A 19,398-nucleotide genomic window follows, 5' to 3' on the forward strand; every position below is an offset into this window, starting at 1 on the left:
GTTCGATTCCGAGGCGGTCGCGTCCGAGGGGTCATGGACCGCGACCGCGGACCTGTTCCTGCGCACGCCCGCCACCGTCGCCCCCGGCGACTACACCGCCACCATCACCCTCTCACTCTTCGAGTGATGGTGGTCCGAGGGCGCGGCCCACGGGTCGCGCCCTCGGGCATCCGCCCCGTTGCGGAGCGGGAGCAGACCTCGTCGACAGGAGAGCAGGAGCATGGGAACGAGTCCTGAGCGCGGCATGCGCGTGGGAGCACGACGAGGGGCGGCGACGATCGCCGCCCTCGTGGTGGTGGCGCTGCAGCTGGCAGGAGCCGGAGCGGCGGTCGCCGACGACGAGCCGACGGTCACGTGGGCGGCGAGCCCGGCAGACGAGAACGGTCCCGACGGCCGGGCGTGGGTCGAGCTGGAACTCGACCCGGGAGAGACCGCCACCGAGCATCTCGCGGTGCGCAATCTCGGCGTCGAGGAGATCACCTTCACACTCGCTGCCGCAGACGGGTACCTCACCTCGACCGGCCGATTCAACATGCTGCCCTCGGATCAGGAATCGAAGGATGCCGGGACCTGGATCGACGTCGCCGAGCAGGTCACGGTGCCGCCCGGCGGCACGCGCATCCTCCCGTTCACGGTCGAGGTGCCGAAGAACGCCACTCCGGGAGACCATGCGGCGGGAATCGCCGCGGCCGTCTTCTCGGTCGACTCGTCGGAGGCCGGCACACGTCTCGGCGTGGAGAGCAGGGTCGGGTTCCGGGTGATGACCCGAGTGACCGGCGAACTGCAGCCCGCCTTGGACGTGGCGGCGATCGAGGCGGGCTACGACCTTTCGTGGAACCCCTTCGCGCCCGGCGCCATCCAGGTCAGCGCCACGCTCGAGAACGCCGGCAACGTCCGGCTCGACGTTCCCGTCTCCGCCGGCTCGGACGGCCGGATGCCGCCCGAGCCCTCGGGCGGGGAGGCTGCCCAGCCCGTGCAGCTCCTTCCCGGGGACCGCAGGGCGGTGGCCGTCGAGGTCCCGGAGATCTGGCCGCTCGGCTTCGCGGTGGTGCCGATCGAGTTGCGACCCGCGGTCGTCGGGCCCGACGGCGGGACCACCCCGATGGCACCCATCACCCGCGACGTCTTCGTGTGGACGATGCCCTGGCCGCACCTGATCATCCTCGCGGCGGTCGCGCTCATCATCGGTGGGCTCTTCTGGGGCCGACGCCGTCGTGCCCGCGAGATCGAGCGTCTCGTGCAGGAGGCCCAGGAAGCGGGCCGACGCGAGGCGTTCGCGAACAGCATCGCCGGTGCGGGCGACGCGTGACTCGGATTCCCGAGCGCAGCAGATCGAGCGCGCGGCGGTTCCTGCTGCACGGCGTCGCCGCCGTGGGGCTGCTCCTGATGACCTCGACCGGATCGCCCGCGTGGGCCGGCGAGGCCGACGGCAACCAGGTCGACGTCATCGTGCGGATCGCGCCCGCATGCGCGTCCCCGGCCGCATGCGTCGACGAGCCGGGCGCCATGCTGCCGTCGACCGGTGTCGCATCCCAGGCGCTCGCCCTGCTCGGGACCGGGACGGTCATGGCGGGGGTGCTCCTCGCGGTCGGCGCCCGGCGGACCCGTTCCGCCGGACCGGAGCGGACATGAGCGTCGGCGCTCGTCCCCGGGAGGGATTCCGACGCGTTCCACGGCCACTGTGCATGATCCCGGCCGTGGGGTACGTCGATCGGTATGCTTGGCACGTCTGCACAGCAGCACCGGGAACGCTGGAGACCCCACCGAGCGCGCGGTACCCGGTCGTATAGGTCCTGCGACGGATTCGTCGCGATGAGCGGAGTGTGAGTGACCGCGAACGCAGGCCCGGAGAAACCCAACATCCGGCAGGTCGCCTCGATCGCCGGCGTGTCGCACATGACCGTGTCACGCGTGCTCAACGACTACCCGAACATCCGGGAATCCACGCGGCGGCGGGTGCTCGAGGTGATCGAGGAGCTCAACTACCGTCCGAACCTCACGGCGCGAGCACTCGCCACGCAGCGCACCAAGCGCATCGGCGTGGTCATCGAGAGTGCGGTCGAGTACGGACCCACCAGCACGCTGCGGGCCGTCGAGTTCGCCGCGCGCGAGGCCGGGTACTCGGTGAGCTCGGTGGCCATGCGCGACGATGACTCGATGAGTCCGCAGGACGCCGTCGACCACCTCACCGCCCAGGGGGTCGACGCCATCTGCGTGGTCGCTCCACGGTCGTCCTCCGTCTCGGCCCTGCGGAAGATCACGATCGGGGTCCCCGTCCTCGTGATCAAGGCGGACAGCGATCCGACCTTCCTCACCGTCTCCGTCGACCAGCAGTTCGGGGCAACGCTCGCCGTCGACCACCTGGCCGAGCTCGGCCACCGCGACATCCTCCACGTCGCCGGGCCGCTCGACTGGCTCGACGCCCGCGCGCGCGAACGAGCCTTCCACAGCCGGGTGAAGGCGTGGGGCATCCGTGAGCGGCCGATCGTCGTGGGCGACTGGTCGGCCGACTTCGGCTACGACTTCGCGCGGGGCGTCAGCCGTCTTCCCGACTACACGGCGGTGTTCGCGGCGAACGACGACATGGCCCTCGGACTCATCCACGGATTCCACGAGGCGGGCTTCTCCGTGCCCGACGACATCAGCATCGTCGGGTTCGACGACCTGCCGGTCTCACGGCACTTCCTCCCGCCCCTGACCACGGTCCGGCAGGACTTCCACGCCCTCGGCGTCAAGGCGGTCGATGTCCTGCGCGCAGCGGTCGAGGGCCAGGAGATCCCGCAGCGCACGAAGATCGCGGTGGAGCTCAAGGTGCGCGATTCCACCGCGCCGCCCCGCCGACGCTGACGACGCCGGGCTCCCGCCGACGACGACCGGCCGGGCCTTCGAGGCCGGGGCCGTCATCTGGGTGCCGTTCGGCGCACCGTCGCCTAGGCTGAATGCGACAGGAGGTCTATCGATCAACCTCCTGGGTCCCACGCGCCAACCGACGATGGATTCGACGATGACTCCCGCACCTGCCCCCGTGGTCGAGATGACCGGCATCACGGTCGCGTTCCCCGGTGTGCTGGCGCTGGACGACGTGGACCTGCGGCTCTTCCCCGGTGAGGTCCACGCGATCATGGGTGAGAACGGTGCTGGGAAGTCGACGCTGGTGAAGGCGCTGACGGGTGCGTACCAACTCGAGCGCGGCGAGATCCGGATCGACGGGGTGGTCCGGAGGCTGACGACGCCCGTCGAGAGTGCGGCGGCGGGAATCGCCCCGGTCTACCAGGACAGTCATCTGGTTCCCAACCTCAGCGTCGCCGAGAACGTCATGCTCGGCAACGAGACCAGGCGACGCTTCGGCATCAACTGGACCGCGACGCGACGACGTGCTGCCGACATGCTCGGCCAGCTGGGGCTCGATGACCTCGACCCGCGCGTTCGGCTGTCCGTGCTTCCTCCGGCGATCCAGCAACTCGTCGCGATCGCCCGGGCGATGGTCGGCGCGCCGCGCGTGCTGGTGCTCGACGAGCCCACCTCGAGTCTCGAGCCCGACGAAGTGGACCGGCTCTTCGCCGTCGTCCGGCGCCTGCGCGACCGCGGAGTCGCGATCGTCTTCATCTCGCACTTCCTCGAGCAGGTCTATGCGATCAGCGACCGCATGACCGTGCTCCGCAACGGGCGCCGAGAAGGCGAATACCTCACGAAGCGGCTGGATCGCGCCGACCTGATCTCGAAGATGATCGGCAAGGACATCGCCGGCTTGCAGGCGCTCGGTTCCCAGCGTCAGTCGCACCTCCACGAGCCGCTTGGCGGTGAGGTGTACCGCGCTGCCTCGCTCGCGCGCCGCGGCCAGATGGAGCCGATCGACCTGACGTTGCATCGAGGTGAGATCGTGGGGCTGGCCGGCCTGCGCGGTTCCGGTCGCACCGAGCTCGCGTACCTCATGAGCGGAGCGGAACGAGCCGATTCCGGCGCGCTCTGGATCGACGGCCGGCGGAGCACCATCGCCACGCCACGGGCGGGGCTCCGCCACCGTGTCGCGATGTCGAGCGAGAACCGTCGCGTCGAGGGCGTCATCGAGGACCTGAGCGTCCGTGACAACATCGTGCTCGCCCTCCAAGCGCTGCGAGGCTGGGCGCGGCCGATCACCCGCGAAGAGCGGGACGACCTCGTCGATTCGTACATCGAGGGTCTCGGGATCCGGCCCGCCGCTCCCGACACTCCCGTCCGGTACCTGTCGGGCGGCGCCCAGCAGAAGGTCCTGCTGGCGCGCTGGCTCGCGACACGCCCCAGGGTGCTGATCCTCGACGAGCCGACGCGCGGTGTCGACATCGCCGCCAAGCTGGACATCCAGCGGCGCGTGGCCCAACTGGCGCGCGACGGGGTGGCCGTGGTCTTCATCTCCTCCGAGCTGGAGGAGGTCGTGAGATTGAGTGATCGCATCGTCGTGCTGAAGGACCGCGAGAAGATCGGCGAGATCACCAACGGCCCGGGGGTGACCGTCGACACGATCGTCGAGCTCATCGCCGCCGACCACGAGCCATCGGAGTGACCGCCCGCGCGCCGGCCGGCGAGGCCGACCTCGGCCGCTCCGCGCGAAGGCCGCGAGTCCGAGCGGGTCCTCGATCATGTGATCGGTAACACCTTCGACGCGGCCGCCAACCGCATTATGACTTCGATGGTTGCGCTCGTTGAAATGTTCCCGGTAACATTCCGGCAAGGCACGCATGAGCGGTGCTGCTGCAATCCATCACATTCGGCCGATACGGCCATGGGGCATCCGGAATGCCCGGAAACCCGGTATCTCGAGGAGGAGATCACATGTCTGCAACGAGGCGATTCACCCAGGTCCTGGGTCTGGCCGCAGCGGGCGCACTCGCGTTCGGCCTGGCCGGCTGCTCGGGCGGAGCTTCGGCCGCGGGTGGCGGCGACGACGAGCTGACCACCGTGGGGTTCGTCGCCGTGGGGCCCGAGGGCGCCTGGCGTGAGGCGAACGAGGCCAACATCCAGGACACCTTCACCAAGGAGGCCGGCTTCGACCTCAAGTACGCGCCGGCGACGAACCTCGACCAGAAGTCGCAGATCGACGCGTTCACGTCGTTCGTCGACGAGGGCGTCGACGTGATCCTGCTCTCTGCCACGGAAGGCTCCGGTTGGGAGGACTCGCTGGAGCGTGCGCAGGAGGCCGAGATCCCGGTCATCCTCATCGACCGCGGCATCGAGCCCGACGACACCGACCTCTACGTCACCCGCATCGCCCCCGACAACAACGAGGTCAGCCAGGGTGTCGCCGACTGGGCGGTCGGCGCCTTCCCCGACGGCGCGAACTACTTCGTCCTCGAGGGGCCGGCCGGTGTGTCGGTCGTGAACGAGCGCAACGAAGGGTGGGACGAGGTCATCGGTTCGGAGCCCAGCTTCGTGAAGGTCGGCGCCCAGACCGCCAACTGGTCGACCGAAGAGGCGAAGAGCGTCTTCGAGACCGTCCTCAAGTCCAACAACAACGACATCCAGGTGGTCTTCGCCCAGAACGACGAGATGGGCCTCGGCGCCATCCAGGCGGTCGAGGAAGCCGGCCTGGTTCCCGGGGTCGACGTCAAGATCGCCACCATCGACGGCACCAAGGCTGCGCTCGAGGCGCTCGCCGACAACAAGCTGAGCTTCGTCGCCGAGTACAACCCGCTGTTCGGCGAGACCGCCCTCGACGTGGTCAACAAGGTCTTGGACGGCGAGTCCGTCGACTCGTACATCATCGTCCCGAGCGAGACCTTCGACTCGCCCGAGGCCGCCGCTGAGGCGCTTCCCGACCGGAAGTTCTGAGCCGACGCCGAGGTGCCACCTCGGCGCTCCTGATGCGGGGCTCGCCCGATGGGCGGGCCTCGCATCCTCCAATCCACAGCGATCCGCGGATCGCGGACGAACACTGGGAGCAATGCGATGACAGAGTCGCTGCCGATCGTCGAGATGAGCGACATCTCCATCTCGTTCCCCGGCGTGAAAGCGCTCGACGGGGTCAACTTCAGGCTCTTCCCCGGTGAGGTGCACACCCTCATGGGAGAGAACGGGGCCGGCAAGTCGACCTTGATCAAAGCCCTCACCGGTGTCTACCGGATCGACGCCGGCGAGATCTTCGTCTCGGGCGCGCCCACCCGGCTGAACGGCACGTCGGACGCGCAGGATGCCGGCATCTCGACGGTGTACCAGGAGGTGAACCTGTGCTCGAACCTGACGATCGGCGAGAACGTCATGCTCGGGCACGAGGTCCGCGGACCGCTCGGCATCAACTGGCGGGCGACGCACCGGGCCGCCTCCGAGGTGCTCGAGAAGCTCGGACTCGGCCGGCTGAATCCGCGGGCACCGCTCTCGTCGCTGTCCCTGGCCCTCCAGCAACTCGTCGCGATCAGCCGATCGATGGTGTCGCGGTCGAAGGTGCTGATCCTCGATGAGCCGACCTCGAGCCTCGACGCCAACGAGGTGGAACAGCTCTTCACCGTCATGCGGCGCCTCCGAGACCAGGACGTCGCGATCCTCTTCGTCTCGCACTTCCTCGACCAGGTCTACGCGATCAGCGATCGCCTGACCGTGCTCCGCAACGGGAGGTTCGAGGGCGAATACCTCACCCCCGAACTGGACCGCAGCTCGCTGATCTCGAAGATGATCGGCAAGGACCTCGTCGTGCTCGAGTCGCTGGACTCCGAGAACGCCGTGCGCGATCACCGTCACACGGACGCTCCCATCTACCGGGCCACCGGGATCAGCAGGCGGGGTGCGATCGAGCAGCTCGACCTCGACCTCCACCGCGGCGAGATCGTCGGTTTCGCGGGCCTGCTCGGGTCGGGCCGCACCGAGCTCGCGCGGCTCATCTACGGCGCCGATCGCATCGAGACCGGGTCGGTCGAACTCCGCGGCAAGCGGGTCGACATCAACTCGCCGGCATCCGCACTGTCCCAGCGGATCGCGTTCTCGAGCGAGAACCGACGTGACGAGGGGATCATCCGCGACCTCAGTGTTCGCGAGAACCTCATCCTCGGCGTCCAGGCCAAGCGTGGGTGGGCGCGTCCCATCCCACGGAAGGAGAAGGACGCGTTGGTCAGCAGGTACCTGGTCGACCTGAACGTCAGGCCGGCTGATCCCGACCGGGCGATCAAGAACCTCTCGGGCGGGAACCAGCAGAAGGTGCTCCTCGGCCGGTGGCTCGCCACGAAGCCCGAGATCCTGATCCTGGATGAGCCCACGAGGGGGATCGACGTCGGCGCGAAGGCCGAGATCCAGGAACGGGTCATCGCCCTCGCCGATGAAGGGGTCTCCATCGTCTTCATCTCCTCGGAACTCGAAGAGGTGGTCCGGCTCAGCGACCGCATCGTGGTCCTGAAGGACCACCGGAAGATCGCCGAGGTCGCGAACGGGCCATCGGTCACGGCCGACTCCATCATCACCACCATCGCCGAGGAAGGCATGACCGACACTTCCGCCGCTGACGACGACGTCAAGGAGATCGCATGATGAGCGACACCACACCGAGCATCGGGCGCTGGTTCGCCGAGCTGGCTCGACGCCAGTACTTCTGGGGCATCGTCGCCATCGTGGTGCTCCTGCTGATCAACGTCCTGAAGGATCCGACCTACCTGTCGATCAGCGTCAGTCCGACGACGGGCAACCTGGTCGGCAACCTCATCGACATCCTGCGCGCCGCGGCACCGATCATGCTGATCGCGGTCGGCATGTGCCTGGTGGTCGCCACCGGAGGCATCGACCTCAGCGTCGGCTCCGTCATGGTCGTCTCGGGAGCGGTCTCCATGGAGTTCCTGCACAGCGCGTCGGGATCCGTGGGCGACGCGTTCCTCGCGTTCGGCCTCGCGGTGCTGATCAGTGCCGTCCTCGGCACCGTGAACGGCGTGCTCGTCGCCGTCGTGGGGCTGCAGCCCTTCATCAGCACCCTCTTCATCATGCTCGCCGGACGCGGGCTCGCGAAGGTGATCACGGGCGGCCAGAACACGGCCGCGACGAACGACTCCTTCCGATGGCTCGCCAACGGGTACGTCTTCGGGATCCCGGTCGTCTTCATCCTCGCGCTCCTCGTGGTGATCGCCGTCGGCGTGCTGGTGCGGCGGAGTGCGCTCGGGCTCATGATCGAGGCGATCGGCATGGACCCCAAGGCCGCCCGCCTGGCCGGCGTGAACCGACGCGGCCTCCTGTTCACGGTGTACATCTTCAGTGCCGTCCTGGCGGGCATCGCCGGGGTCTTCGGGACGGCGAGCGTCATGACGGTGGACGTCTCGCGAACCGGATACCAACTCGAACTGGACGCCATCCTCGCCGTCGTCATCGGCGGAACGTCCCTCGCCGGTGGCAAGTTCAACATCACCGGCGCCGTCGTGGGCGCCCTGCTGATCGCGACCCTCGACAAGACGGTCGTGTTCCTCGGCGTCTCGTCATCCGCCACGCCGGCGTTCAAGGCGATCGTGATCGTCGTCCTCTGCCTCCTCCAGTCCGAGCGGGTCCGCCAGGTCTTCCGCCAGCGCCGCGCCAGCCGGCCGCACACTCCTCAGAAAGAGGTCATCCCCGCATGAGCACCACGACCATGCGCCAGCACGCACCCGTGCGCGCGGAGAGCCGCGGCATCCGGAACTGGCTCAAGCTCCACGTGGACCTGCTGCCCACCCTGGCCGCCATCGTCATCTTCGTCGCGATGATCATCTACGGCGAGGTCGCCTACGGCCGGATCCTGCAGGCGAACACGCTGTCGAACCTGCTCATCAACAACGCGCACCTGATCATCCTCGCCGCGGGCATGACCTTCGTGATCCTCACCGGCGGGATCGACCTCTCGGTCGGGGCGATCATCGCGTTCAGCAGCGTGTCGGGCGTCCTGCTGATCAATGCCGGATGGGATCCGTGGCTCGTGATGGGCCTCATGGTGCTCATCGGGTCGGCGTTCGGCGTGACATCCGGCATCCTCATCCAGTACTTCAACGTGCAGCCGTTCATCGCCACGCTCGCCATGATGTTCCTGGGACGCGGGCTCGCAGCGATGCTGAGCACCGTTCCGGAGCGATTGGCGGATGACTCACCGGTGCGTCTCCTGGCCACGAACTTCAAGCTCATCGACGGCCCGAAGGTGAACGACCTCGTGATCACCCCTGGCGTCATCATCGCCGTCATCGTGGTCGGCATCGCCTTCTTCGTGCTGCATCGCACGCGGATGGGTCGCACGGTCTACGCGATCGGCGGCTCCGAGCAGTCCGCCGGCCTCATGGGACTTCCGGTTCCCCGCACGAAGCTGTGGGTCTACGTCATCAGCGGCACCCTCGCGGGTCTGGCCGCGGTCGTCTACACCGCGCGCCTCGGAAGCGCCCAGAACATCACCGGCATCGGCTGGGAGCTCGATGCGATCGCCGCGACCGTGATCGGCGGCACGCTGCTGACCGGCGGCGTCGGGTTCGTGCTCGGTTCCGTCGTCGGCGCCCTCGTGCTCGGCCTGATGAACGTGCTGATCACCCGCGACGGCGGCATCCCGCCCGAGGCGACCACCATCATCACCGGGTGCATCCTCCTCGTCTTCGTCCTGCTCCAGCGGCTCGTGCTCGCACGACGGCGCGAATAGGCGCGGCGCGAGGCACGCCAGGTCCTGGGTCTCGAGGGGGTCCACGTGTCGCAGGATCGGCAGACGCGCCATGGTGACATCCGGCCGACCTCCACGATCATGGATGTCGCACGGTTGGCGGGCGTGTCGCACCAGACGGTCTCCAGGGTGCTGAACCGGCTGCCCAACGTGCGACCCGCCACTCGGGCCAGGGTCGAACTGGCGATCGCGCAGCTGCGGTACGTGCCGTCCGAGGCGGCCCGCGCGCTGGCGACGAAGCGGTCGCTCTCCGTGGGCCTGATCGTCGAGGGCCCTCCGTGGCACGCCCCCGCCAGCATGGCCCTGCACTTCACCGAGGCGGCCGCGCGGGCCGGCTACGCGGTGCTCGCCGCGCAGATTCGCGAGTCCGACTCCAGGCAGGTGCGGGAGGCCGTCGACCTCTTCGTGCGGCGGAACGTCGCCGCGATCGGCATCGTCGCGTCCACTCGTGAGACGGTCGCCACCATCGCGGGCGGCGAGGTCGGCGTGCCGGTGGTCGCCGTGGGCCCCGATGTCGCCGGTCCCGGCGGATCCGCGGATCCCGACCAGTTCCGCGCGGCGAAGGCCGCCGTCGAGCACCTCATCGGCCTCGGACATCGCCACATCAGGCACGTGTCGGGGCCGCCGCGCTCCCTGGACGGCACGGAGCGTACGCGTGCGTGGCGCTCGGCGCTCTCGGAGCACGGGCTCGAGGCGCCGGCACCGATCGCGGGGGACTGGACCGCAGCCGGCGGGTACGCCGCAGCGCGGCACCTGCTGGCGACGGATCCGTCGCTGACCGCGGTGTTCGCCGCGAACGACCAGATGGCGCTGGGGCTCATGCGGGCGTTCCGCGAGAGCGGCATGGACATCCCCGCCGACGTCAGCGTCGTGGGATTCGACGATGCCCCCGACGCCGAGTACTACACGCCGCCGCTGACCACCGTCCGACGCGACCTCGAGGCGCTCGGACGGGAGGCGTTCGACGCCGTCCTGGCCGAACTGGGGGAGCGACGGCACGGTGAAATCGCACGAAGGCCGACGCGCCTCGTCGAGCGCGGGAGCACCGCTGCGCCGCGGTCGCACCTCTCGAGATGACGCGACCGGCTCGGTCTCCACTCGCGCGGAACCCGGAAGGCGGGGGCATGGGGATCGGAGACGGTGGTTCGGGTCACGGCAGCAGCCGTGACGGGGACGTGTCGGGCGAGGGCACGGGCCCGGGCGTGGTCGGTGACTCAGGAACCCGCGCACCGCCGCGTTGCGCGCCGGCACCGGCCAGCACGACGAGAAGGATGCCGGCGACCTGCAGCACCGACGGCAGCTGGTGCAGCACCAGCAGGCCGAGGACCACGCCGAACGCCGGTTCGAGCGCCATGAGCGTTCCGAACGCGGTGTGCGTCATCCGGCGCAGGGCGAGCATCTCGAGCCCGAACGCGAGCACGGGGGCGAGCAGTGCGAGCACGAGCGCGAACAGCAGGACCCGCCAGTCGAGGTGTCCGAACGATTGCGGAACCCCGATGAAGGCCGTGACGATCGCGGCGATCGGAATCGTCATCGACAGGCCGCTGATGCCGGCGAAGCGATCGCCCACGCGCTGGGTCAAGACGATGTAGACGCCCCAGCCGAGTCCGGCCAGCGCGGCGAAGCCCACCCCGATCAGGTCCATCTCACCGCGCCAGGGCTCGGTGAGCAGCACCACGCCCGCGAGCGCGAGCACGGGCCACACCATCATGCGGCGGCTGCGGCTGAGGATCGCCGCGACCGTCAGCGGCCCGAGGAACTCGATCGCGACCGCGGTCCCCAACGGGATGCGGTCGATCGCCGAGAGGAACGCCGTGGTCATGAGGCCGCTGGCGACACCCAATCCGACGAGCGCAGGGACATCCGCTCGACGGATCGAGCGCAGCGGCGGCCGAGCGATCAGGATCAGGACGAGCGCGCCCATGCTGAGCCGAAGCCACGCGGTGCCCGCCGCGCCGACCTCCGCGATGAGCCCGACGGACAGCGCATTGCACAGCTGGATCAGCAGCATCGCGGCGACGGCCATCGACCAGGCCGGCACGCTGTTCGCCACGCTGAACCGGCTCACGATGCTCCGATCGAGGACGATTCACCCATCGATGCCGTCCTTCCGGTGCGCGGATCCGACGCCCGGCTCGTACACGGCGAGCGAGAAGCGGGTGGGCACGTCAGCCGGGTTCGCGTAGGAGTGCGCCTCGTCACCGACGAAGCTCAGCGCATCGCCGACCGAGAGGGTGAACGTTTCGCCGGCCAGGGCGATGGCGAGCGTGCCTTCGTGGACGTGCAGCAGCTCGCGGGTGCGCTCCGAGTGCGCCTCGCTCGCATGCGTCTCGCCGGGCGCGAGCGTCCAGTCCCAGAGTTCCAGCACGTCGGGTGGTTCGGTGCCGGCGACGAGGACCCCGCGCCCGCCGGTGTCGCCGCGCCACAGGACGGCCCCTCCGCCGGCGCGAGTGACCTTCGTCCGTGCACGATGCGGGGGCTCGACGAGCGCGGGGAGTCCGACGCCCAGGGCATCGCTCAGCCGCAGGAGGGTGCCGATGCTCGGGTTGACGGTTCCCTGCTCGACGCTGACGACCATCCGGCGGCTGACCCCCGCCACCTCGGCGAGGCGGTCGAGCGTCCAGCCCCGATCGATGCGCTCGTGTCGCACCCGGGACCCGATCACGCCCGCCAATGCTTCTGCATCCAATCCCATCAGTGCAGCATACTGCACTGATCGTGCAGTCCTCTACGCGGACGCCGGGCGACCCATTCGCTTCGTCACACCACCACGTGAGCCGCGTCGAGGTGACGGCGGGCGGCGCTGATCGCGAGACGGGCGTGCTCCTTCGCGCCCACCTGCGCCACGAGCATCGCGCGCGGTATCTCCAGCGCGAACGGAAGGCCTGCAGGCAGGGCCGCCAGGATGCCGAGCATGTCGATCTCGCCTTCACCCGGGAAGAGACGCTCGAAGCGTGCCGTGTGGATCAGTCCCGCGGTGGTCGTGGGAATCTCCCCAGGCGCGTCGCACACGTGGGCGTAGTGGAACCATTCGGGTGGAAGCATCCGCAGGTCGTCCACGCTGGATCCCGACCGGGCGAAGTGCAGGAGGTCGATGAGCATTCCTGCGTTGGGTTGGTCGGCCGCCCGGAGGACTCGCGTGGCCTCGGTCAGGTTCGGGGTCTCCGTCCATGACGGGAACTCGAGGTCGATGGTCAGCCCGAGCGGCAACGCCAACTGGCACAGCTCGGCGAACCGATCGGTCTTGCGTGAGAAGTCCGCATCCGGCAGCTGCGTGATGACGTGACGGGCTCCGAGCTCGGCGCCCGCCTCCAGGAAGCGCAGGTAGTCGCGCGGACTGTCTCCCGACGTGAAGCGCGCGAGCTCGATATCGAGCACTTCGATGCCGGTCGCCGCGAGGTGCGTCTTCGTGGCCCGCATCAACGCCGGGTCGTATGCCAGCGGGTAGTGGGGTTCCTGCGCCGTGACCTTGGTCATCCGCACGCCCACATAGCGGTAGCCGGCGGCGGCAGCGGCGTCCACCAGTTCAGGAGGCGACAGGCTCAGCGCGGTCAGGTGAGCGAGCGAGTAGTCGTGCCGGTCTTCGGATGCCGCCTCGGTCGGTGCACTCGCCAGCATGCGCAACCGCTGCCGACGATGCGCGGCCATGCGCAACGGAACACTGTGGGGATCACCGAAACCCGCATAGCCGTTGACGCGCTGGACCACCTCGAAGAAGACGCGCGAGCCCAGCATCTCCGTGAAGAAGTGCAGGAACTCCCCGCGCTCGTCCCGGTCGTAGAGGATCGAGTGCTCGCGAAGGCGGTCGACGAACTCGGTCGGCAGGGACAGGCGGGTACCGAGGTCGTCATAGTAGTTGCCTGGCATCTCGAGGATCGGTGCTCCGCGCTCGCGCATGATCCTCGCGCACTCGATCGCGTCGTCGGTGGCGAAGGCGACGAGTTGCGGACTCGAGACGCCGGGCGCCCAATCGCCGCGCCGCAGCGGGGTCGTACTCAGCATGATGCGCACGCGTCCACTCGGATCTCGTGCCGACCAACTGCGGATGAGTCCGAAGGGAGCAGTGATCTCCGCAGAGGCGCCCGGCTCGAGGCCGAGGACAGCGTGGAAGAACAGGGCGGATTGATCGAAGTCGTCGACCGACTCGGTGATGGACACATGATCGATTCCCCCGAGCATGGGGGAGGCGTCGTCCGTTGCACCGGTCGGACTGAAGTCGTCGAGCCACGCACGCTCGCCATCGGAGTTGCAGAAGAACAGCGCCGTGCCGTCGGGGGTGGCCACGGAGTCCAAGTCGGTCTCGTCGGGGCCGCGGCGTCGCGCGAGCTTCGCTGCCAGCAGCCGCTCAGCCCGTCGGATCGAGGCGGTCGGGTCCGTGCTCTCGACGGCGAGCGCGCTGATCGATGCGGTGGCCGGAGCGACCGAGCGGTCGGGGGCGAGATTCAGCAGGACCCGAGCGCGGCCCTGCTCCCACAGTTCCACCGGCTTGGAGCGATGCTGCCCGGCGTGCGCGAACCCGAGTGCGGCGAGGGCGCGCGAGACGAGGGGGGCGGATACCTCGTCCACGGCGAGCTCGGCGAACGCGAAGCCCTCCAGCCGCGGAGCCGGTGTCAGGTGGCCGTGAGGGAACAACTGGGATGCGTCTCCCGTGCCGCGGGCGGCGGCCGCCTCGGCAAGCGTGAGCATGGAGCGCATCGCGTCGGTGGCGGCGTGCCTGGGATCCTCCTGCTGGTAGACATCGTTGAACACTTCGAGCGCGATCGGGCCGGTGTACCCCATGGTCAGGACCCGGCTGAGGAATCCAGCGATGTCGAGCGAGCCCTGTCCCGGGAACATCCGGTAGTGGAGGCTCCACTCTCGAACATCCATGTTCAATCGGGGCGCATCCGCGAGCTGGACGTGGAACACCTTCTCGCGGGCCACCCGGGCGATGGCGGTGGGATCGTTGTCGACGGACAGGACGTGGAAGCTGTCGAGGCACATCCCCAGCGCGGGGTGATCGACACGTTCGACGATGCGCCAGGCATCCTGGAAGGTGCGGACACGTCCCCAGGGCACGGCCTCGTACGCGAGCCGGAGTCCGCGCTGCTCGGCCCGGTCAGCCAGGAGGTTCAGCTGCTCCGCCGTGAGATCGTCGTCGTCGAGTCCGCTCGCGGTTCTCGACGAGCAGCACACGAGGACGCGCGCGCCGAGTTCGGACAGCAGGTCGAACTTCCGCTCGGCGTGACGCAGGCCGGCGACGAAGAGGTCGGGCGGAACCGTCTCGACGTGGAACGGCTGGTACACGTCGACCGACAGGCCGAGGCTCGCAGCCTCCTCGGCCATTCGGGCGGGCGACCACGGCGACATGACGAGGTCGTACTCGAGCATCTCCACCCCGGCGAATCCGGCCGCCGCCGCGGCGCGCAACTTGTCTTCGAGCGTGCCCGACAGGCACACGGTCGAGATGATGACGTTCTGCGCACCGGGGACGACGTTCATGAGTGAACCTCCTCACGTGCGAGCGATTTCGGGCTGGTGACCGCGGTGCTCAGTGCGTCGCGACGTGTTCGATCGCCGCATCGGGCGAGTAGATGTCGAGGATGTTCCAGTGGCCCGTGGTCGGCGTCGGCACATTCACCATGGACACGTCGATCACGACCGGACTGCCGAGCGCGATCGCACGCTCGAGGGCCGGCTTGAACTCCGCAGCGGAGTCGACCTTGATGCCGGTGACCCCGTAGGCTTCCGCGATCGCGGCGAAGTTCGTGTACATCGGATCGTCCGCGTTGCCGAAGACCGTCCCGTAGGTGGTGTCGAACGCGGCCTTCTCGAGCCCTGCGATGGTGCCGAAGGCGTTGTTGTTCATGACGACCCAGACGACGGGAACGTTCTCCTCCCGAGCGGTGGCGAGCACCGCCGGGTTCTGTCCGAAGCCGCCGTCGCCCACGAGGGAGACGACGACGCGATCCGGGCGGGCGATCTTGGCCCCGACGGCGGCGGGCGCCCCGAAGCCCATGGTCGCGAATCCGCCCGGCGTGAGGAACGTGCCGGGAGTGAGGATGTCGAACTGCTGGCCGACGCCGTTCTTGTTCCAGCCCACGTCCGTGGTGATGATCGCGTCGGCCGGCAGCACCTCCCGAGTCTCGGAGAGGATCCGTTCGGGTCGCATCGGCCAGGCGTCGGAGGCCTGGGCAGCCGCATTCTGGAGCTTCACCGTCGCGCGACTCACGGCGATCTGCGCCAGCAGCTCGTCGCGCCGCACGCCTGCCGGGGCGAGGCGGCGCGCGACACGGACGAGCACGGCCAGCGCGGACTTGAGGTCGGCCAGCGCGCCGATCTCCAGCGGGTAGTTGCGTCCGAGCTCGGCAGGATCGACGTCGATCTGCATGAGCTTCGTCGTGGGCACGTCGAAGGTGTACTCGGGGTACCACGAGCTCGAGTCGGCTTCCGCGAACCGGGTGCCCAGTGCGAGGATCCAGTCGGCCGTTCGCGTCGTCTCGTTGGTGAACGCCGTTCCCCAGAATCCCGTCATGCCAAGGACCAGGGCGCTGTCGTCGGGCATCGCGCCCTTGCCCATGAGGCTGTGCGCGATGGGGAGCGACAGCAGCGAGGCGAATTCGGCGAGCTCGGATGCCGCGTCGGCAGCGACGATGCCGCCACCGACGTACAGCACGGGCCGGTCGGCATCCAGGAGGTGCTGCACGATCCGCTCGGCCACCGCTTCATCGAGGCTGGGCCTCACCAGCGAACGGGTGTTCCCGACCACCTTGTCGAACAGCGCGACGTCGATCTCCGCGGAGAACACGTCCATGGGCACGTCGACGAGGACGGGACCGGGTCGGCCGCTCTCCGCGAGGGTGAATGCCTTGTCCAGCACCTCGGCGATGAGGTGGGGCTGGTCGACCCGCCATGCACGCTTGACGAACGGCCGGTAGATCTCGTACTGCGCCGCGTCGGCGTGGAGATTGATCTCTTGGTGCGGATGCTTCCCGAAGTAGTGGGTGGGCACGTCGCCGGCGATGACGACCATCGGGATCGAGTCGAGTGCGGCGTTGGCCACCCCGGTCGTGGCATTCGTCAGGCCCGGGCCGAGGTGCGTCAGCACGACTCCCGCCCGCTTGGCCACCCGTGCGTAGCCGTCGGCGGCGTGGGCGGCGATCTGCTCGTGGCGCACGTTCACGAAGGAGATGCGCTCGCTCTTCTCGAGGGCTGCGAGCAGCGCGATGTTCGTGTGTCCGCACAGCCCGAAGACGTGCTCGACCTCGCGTGCCTCCAGGTATCGAACGATCTGGTTGGAAACCAGGTCCTTCATGGCGTTCTCCTTCACTCGTCGCCTTCGTGCGGGACCGATCGGCGAGCCGGACCCGAGTAGGTGTATCCGATGGACTTCGGCATCGGACCCTTGATGCGGCCACCCTGCGTCATCTGCTCGACGGTGTGGGCGAGGATGCCCACCGAGCGCGCGAGGATGAAGACACCGCGCCCGAGCTCAGGGCTGAACCCGAGCTCGCAGTAGATGACGGCCGTCACTCCGTCGACGTTCATGGGAATGGGCTTGGGCCTGCCCTCGTTGATCGCGTGCTCGACCGCGCGGCCGATCGCCGCGAAGCGGCCGCTCACCACCCCCTCCGCCGCCGCCGCGTCGACGAGCGCCAGCAGGCGAGGCGAGCGTGGATCGAGCGGATGGAATCGATGGCCGAATCCGGGGAAATAGCGGACGCCCGCATCGCGGTGCCGTTGCAGGACGAGCCGGACCGCCTCCTCGAGGTCGTCCGATCGTTCGAGCTCGGCGTCGACCTCGAGGTACAACTCCATGCACTGCTGGCCCGGACCGCCATGGACGTCGTCGAGCACGTTGATCGCCGACGCCATCGCGCCGTTGACGGGCACACCGCAGGTCGTCGCCATCCGGGCGATCGCGATCGACGGCGCCTGCGGTCCGTGGTCGACGGATGCCACGAGTGCCGTCTCGAAGAGGGCGGCCTGAGCGCGCGAGGGCAGTTCGCCGCGCAGCATGAGCCAGATGGTGTCGACGAATCCGACGTTGCCGATGAGCTCCTGGATGGGATAGCCGCGCAGTGCGATCTCCCCGGGGCTGATGTCGATGATGTCCGTTCGCCACCAGCGGCGTGCTTCGTCGACGAGGGCTTCCGGCGACGTTCCGGTCACCGGCTCGCGCTCGGCACCGTCGTTCCCCGGTGCGGTCACGGGGCCGCCGCCAGTGTCGCGTCCGACGACTCGAGCGCTTCGTCGTAGAAGTCCCCGAACAGCTCCTCGTCGGATGGCCGGTCCTCGGCGATGGTGCGCGCGACCCACGTCGTGTTCAGGTAGTGACGGAGGGAGACGTTCTCGGAGGTGATGTTGCCGCCCCAGGTGCCGCACCCCATGGACGAGGTCATGGGCATCCCGTTCGTGAACGATCCCGCGTTCGCCTTCGAGTTCGGCTGGCGGACCATGATCCGCGAGACCGGCATGTGGCGGGCGAAGTAGTCGATGTGCGCATCGTCGGTGGAGGCGATGCCGCACGAGTGGCCCTTGCCGCCGATGTCGTAGAGCCGCTTCGCGAGCTCGACGCCGTCCTCGAAGCTGCCCTCGTAGGCGTGGACCGCCATCAGGGTGGTCAACTTCTCCTTGCAGAACTGGCGGTCGTCGCCGATGCCGTCGCCCTCGACCAGGATGAACCTGCGGTCCGCTGGGATGTCGAATCCGGCGGCCCTCGCGAGCGCCTGCGGCGACACCGCCACGGTGTCTGGCAGCCGGTGCCCTTCCTCGTCCCAGATCACCGACTGCAGCGCCGCTCGCTCATCCGACGTCGCGAGGTATCCGCCTTCGGCCTGGAGCGCATCGAGCATCTCCCGATACCGCCCCGCGGGCACCAGGACGTTCCCGTCCGCCGAACAGCCCGAGCCGAAGTCCGACGTCTTGGACAGCATGCAGTTGCGTGCCGTCTCCTTCAGGTCGGCGGTCTCATCGACGAACTCGGTCGCATTGCCCGCCCCCACTCCGTAGGCGGGCGTTCCCGAGCTGTAGGCCGCTCGGACGAGGCCCTGACCGCCCGTGGCGATCACGAGGTCGGATCGCCGCATGATCTCCTGCGACGCCGCCAGGCTCGGCAGCGTGATGCACTGCAGGATGTCGGCGGGCGCGCCCTCCGCCTCCAGCGCCTCGCGCATGAGCCGGACGGTCTCGAAGGTCGTGTGCTTCGACCGCGGATGCGGCGAGAACACCACGACGTCGCGGGCCTTGATCGCGTAGATGGCGTTGCCGGCAGGGGTCAGGTCGGGGTTCGTCGTCGGGACGACGCATCCGATGATCCCGACCGGCTTCCCGTACTTGACGAGCCCCTTCTCGGGATCCTCCTCGATGATCCCCACCGAGGGACTGCGCAGCGCATCCCGAAGGACGCCGCGGATCTTCATCCGCTTGTTCATGCGGCTGTCGAAGTCGCCGAGGCCGGACTCCTCGATTCCCATCCCCACCAGCCGATGGAATGCGGAGCGGTTCGCGACCGCCCACGCGACGGCCTGGATCAGGCGGTCGACGCGAGCCTGGTCATAGGTCTCGATGATCGCGAGCGCGGCCTGCGCTCGGGCGAAGACGTCATCGAGTTCCTGCTCCTGCTCAGGGGAGAGGGACTTGGGTGTTGAAGCGGCCATGACAACTCCGTCCATGGGCATTTGTGCCGATTGCCGCATGGTAGGCACACGCCGTCGTCGTCGACAAAGCGTGTCCCATTGGGCAGAAACGGGGCTCCGGCCATCCAGATCCGCGGCTGCCGACGGCGGCAGTTGTACCACTCGATGGGTCAT

15 protein-coding genes are annotated in these 19,398 nt (G+C 68.7%); 9 read left to right on the top strand and 6 right to left on the bottom strand.

All coding sequences use genetic code 11. The features are described from left to right. The first annotated feature begins 220 nt into the window (after positions 1 to 220). The 9 genes from GH736_RS00825 to GH736_RS00865 all read left to right on the top strand — a co-directional run bounded on the left by GH736_RS00825 (position 221) and on the right by GH736_RS00865 (position 10,684). Positions 221 to 1,309, top strand: coding sequence for a WxL protein peptidoglycan domain-containing protein (locus GH736_RS00825; RefSeq protein WP_159599337.1), 1,089 nt, complete (start codon positions 221 to 223; stop codon positions 1,307 to 1,309). Then, positions 1,306 to 1,632 (top strand): LPXTG cell wall anchor domain-containing protein, encoded by a 327-nt coding sequence (locus GH736_RS00830; protein WP_159599339.1) that lies wholly within the window; start codon positions 1,306 to 1,308, stop codon positions 1,630 to 1,632. Before GH736_RS00825 ends, GH736_RS00830 begins: the two co-directional genes overlap by 4 nt. 195 nt (positions 1,633 to 1,827) lie before the next feature. Continuing rightward, complete coding sequence (locus GH736_RS00835) at positions 1,828 to 2,847, top strand: LacI family DNA-binding transcriptional regulator (RefSeq protein ID WP_159599341.1); 1,020 nt, start codon at positions 1,828 to 1,830, stop codon at positions 2,845 to 2,847. A gap of 157 nt (positions 2,848 to 3,004) precedes the next feature. Continuing rightward, positions 3,005 to 4,540, top strand: a complete 1,536-nt coding sequence (locus GH736_RS00840) for a sugar ABC transporter ATP-binding protein (protein ID WP_159599344.1) — start codon at positions 3,005 to 3,007, stop codon at positions 4,538 to 4,540. Positions 4,541 to 4,809: 269 nt separating this feature from the next. Further along, the gene (locus GH736_RS00845; RefSeq protein ID WP_159599346.1) at positions 4,810 to 5,805 is read left to right on the top strand and encodes an ABC transporter substrate-binding protein; all 996 of its coding nucleotides are present in this window, start codon (positions 4,810 to 4,812) and stop codon (positions 5,803 to 5,805) included. Positions 5,806 to 5,922: 117 nt separating this feature from the next. Continuing rightward, complete coding sequence (locus GH736_RS00850) at positions 5,923 to 7,488, top strand: sugar ABC transporter ATP-binding protein (protein WP_159599348.1); 1,566 nt, start codon at positions 5,923 to 5,925, stop codon at positions 7,486 to 7,488. Beyond that, positions 7,488 to 8,555 carry an ABC transporter permease gene (locus GH736_RS00855; RefSeq protein ID WP_159599350.1) on the top strand — a complete coding sequence of 356 codons (1,068 nt, stop codon included), beginning with the start codon at positions 7,488 to 7,490 and terminating at the stop codon, positions 8,553 to 8,555. The genes GH736_RS00850 and GH736_RS00855 overlap by 1 nt, the downstream gene beginning before the upstream one ends. Beyond that, positions 8,552 to 9,589, top strand: a complete 1,038-nt coding sequence (locus tag GH736_RS00860) for an ABC transporter permease (RefSeq protein ID WP_159599352.1) — start codon at positions 8,552 to 8,554, stop codon at positions 9,587 to 9,589. The genes GH736_RS00855 and GH736_RS00860 overlap by 4 nt, the downstream gene beginning before the upstream one ends. A gap of 45 nt (positions 9,590 to 9,634) precedes the next feature. Further along, the gene (locus GH736_RS00865; RefSeq protein WP_159599354.1) at positions 9,635 to 10,684 is read left to right on the top strand and encodes a LacI family DNA-binding transcriptional regulator; all 1,050 of its coding nucleotides are present in this window, start codon (positions 9,635 to 9,637) and stop codon (positions 10,682 to 10,684) included. Positions 10,685 to 10,757: 73 nt separating this feature from the next. On the opposite strand, the gene GH736_RS00870 is transcribed toward GH736_RS00865, so the two are convergent. The 6 genes from GH736_RS00870 to GH736_RS00895 all read right to left on the bottom strand — a co-directional run bounded on the left by GH736_RS00870 (position 10,758) and on the right by GH736_RS00895 (position 19,245). Beyond that, on the bottom strand, positions 10,758 to 11,633 hold the full coding sequence (locus tag GH736_RS00870) for an EamA family transporter (protein WP_159599424.1): 876 nt from the start codon (positions 11,631 to 11,633) through the stop codon (positions 10,758 to 10,760). Positions 11,634 to 11,696: 63 nt separating this feature from the next. Next, positions 11,697 to 12,302: a helix-turn-helix domain-containing protein gene (locus tag GH736_RS00875; protein ID WP_159599356.1), complete on the bottom strand. Its 606-nt coding sequence runs from the start codon at positions 12,300 to 12,302 to the stop codon at positions 11,697 to 11,699. Positions 12,303 to 12,367: 65 nt separating this feature from the next. Next, positions 12,368 to 15,088, bottom strand: coding sequence for a TIM barrel protein (locus GH736_RS00880; protein WP_159599358.1), 2,721 nt, complete (start codon positions 15,086 to 15,088; stop codon positions 12,368 to 12,370). 49 nt (positions 15,089 to 15,137) lie between these two features. Further along, the gene (locus GH736_RS00885) at positions 15,138 to 16,901 is read right to left on the bottom strand and encodes a thiamine pyrophosphate-binding protein (protein ID WP_159599360.1); all 1,764 of its coding nucleotides are present in this window, start codon (positions 16,899 to 16,901) and stop codon (positions 15,138 to 15,140) included. 11 nt (positions 16,902 to 16,912) lie between these two features. Beyond that, positions 16,913 to 17,797 carry a citryl-CoA lyase gene (locus GH736_RS00890; protein WP_235933784.1) on the bottom strand — a complete coding sequence of 295 codons (885 nt, stop codon included), beginning with the start codon at positions 17,795 to 17,797 and terminating at the stop codon, positions 16,913 to 16,915. Next, positions 17,794 to 19,245: an aldehyde dehydrogenase family protein gene (locus GH736_RS00895; protein WP_159599362.1), complete on the bottom strand. Its 1,452-nt coding sequence runs from the start codon at positions 19,243 to 19,245 to the stop codon at positions 17,794 to 17,796. Before GH736_RS00895 ends, GH736_RS00890 begins: the two co-directional genes overlap by 4 nt. Between the last annotated feature and the right edge of the window lie 153 nt (positions 19,246 to 19,398).

The organism is Agromyces humi (assembly GCF_009720255.1).
GTDB classification, from domain to species: domain Bacteria; phylum Actinomycetota; class Actinomycetes; order Actinomycetales; family Microbacteriaceae; genus Agromyces; species Agromyces humi.

Coding starts and splice junctions, on each gene's coding strand:
- GH736_RS00825 (WP_159599337.1), top strand. CDS start 221: ATGGGAACGAGTCCTGAGCGCGGCATGCGCGTGGGAGCACGACGAGGG.
- GH736_RS00840 (WP_159599344.1), top strand. CDS start 3,005: ATGACTCCCGCACCTGCCCCCGTGGTCGAGATGACCGGCATCACGGTC.
- GH736_RS00845 (WP_159599346.1), top strand. CDS start 4,810: ATGTCTGCAACGAGGCGATTCACCCAGGTCCTGGGTCTGGCCGCAGCG.
- GH736_RS00850 (WP_159599348.1), top strand. CDS start 5,923: ATGACAGAGTCGCTGCCGATCGTCGAGATGAGCGACATCTCCATCTCG.
- GH736_RS00855 (WP_159599350.1), top strand. CDS start 7,488: ATGAGCGACACCACACCGAGCATCGGGCGCTGGTTCGCCGAGCTGGCT.
- GH736_RS00860 (WP_159599352.1), top strand. CDS start 8,552: ATGAGCACCACGACCATGCGCCAGCACGCACCCGTGCGCGCGGAGAGC.
- GH736_RS00870 (WP_159599424.1), bottom strand. CDS start 11,633: ATGGCCGTCGCCGCGATGCTGCTGATCCAGCTGTGCAATGCGCTGTCC.
- GH736_RS00875 (WP_159599356.1), bottom strand. CDS start 12,302: ATGGGATTGGATGCAGAAGCATTGGCGGGCGTGATCGGGTCCCGGGTG.
- GH736_RS00880 (WP_159599358.1), bottom strand. CDS start 15,088: ATGAACGTCGTCCCCGGTGCGCAGAACGTCATCATCTCGACCGTGTGC.
- GH736_RS00885 (WP_159599360.1), bottom strand. CDS start 16,901: ATGAAGGACCTGGTTTCCAACCAGATCGTTCGATACCTGGAGGCACGC.
- GH736_RS00895 (WP_159599362.1), bottom strand. CDS start 19,245: ATGGCCGCTTCAACACCCAAGTCCCTCTCCCCTGAGCAGGAGCAGGAA.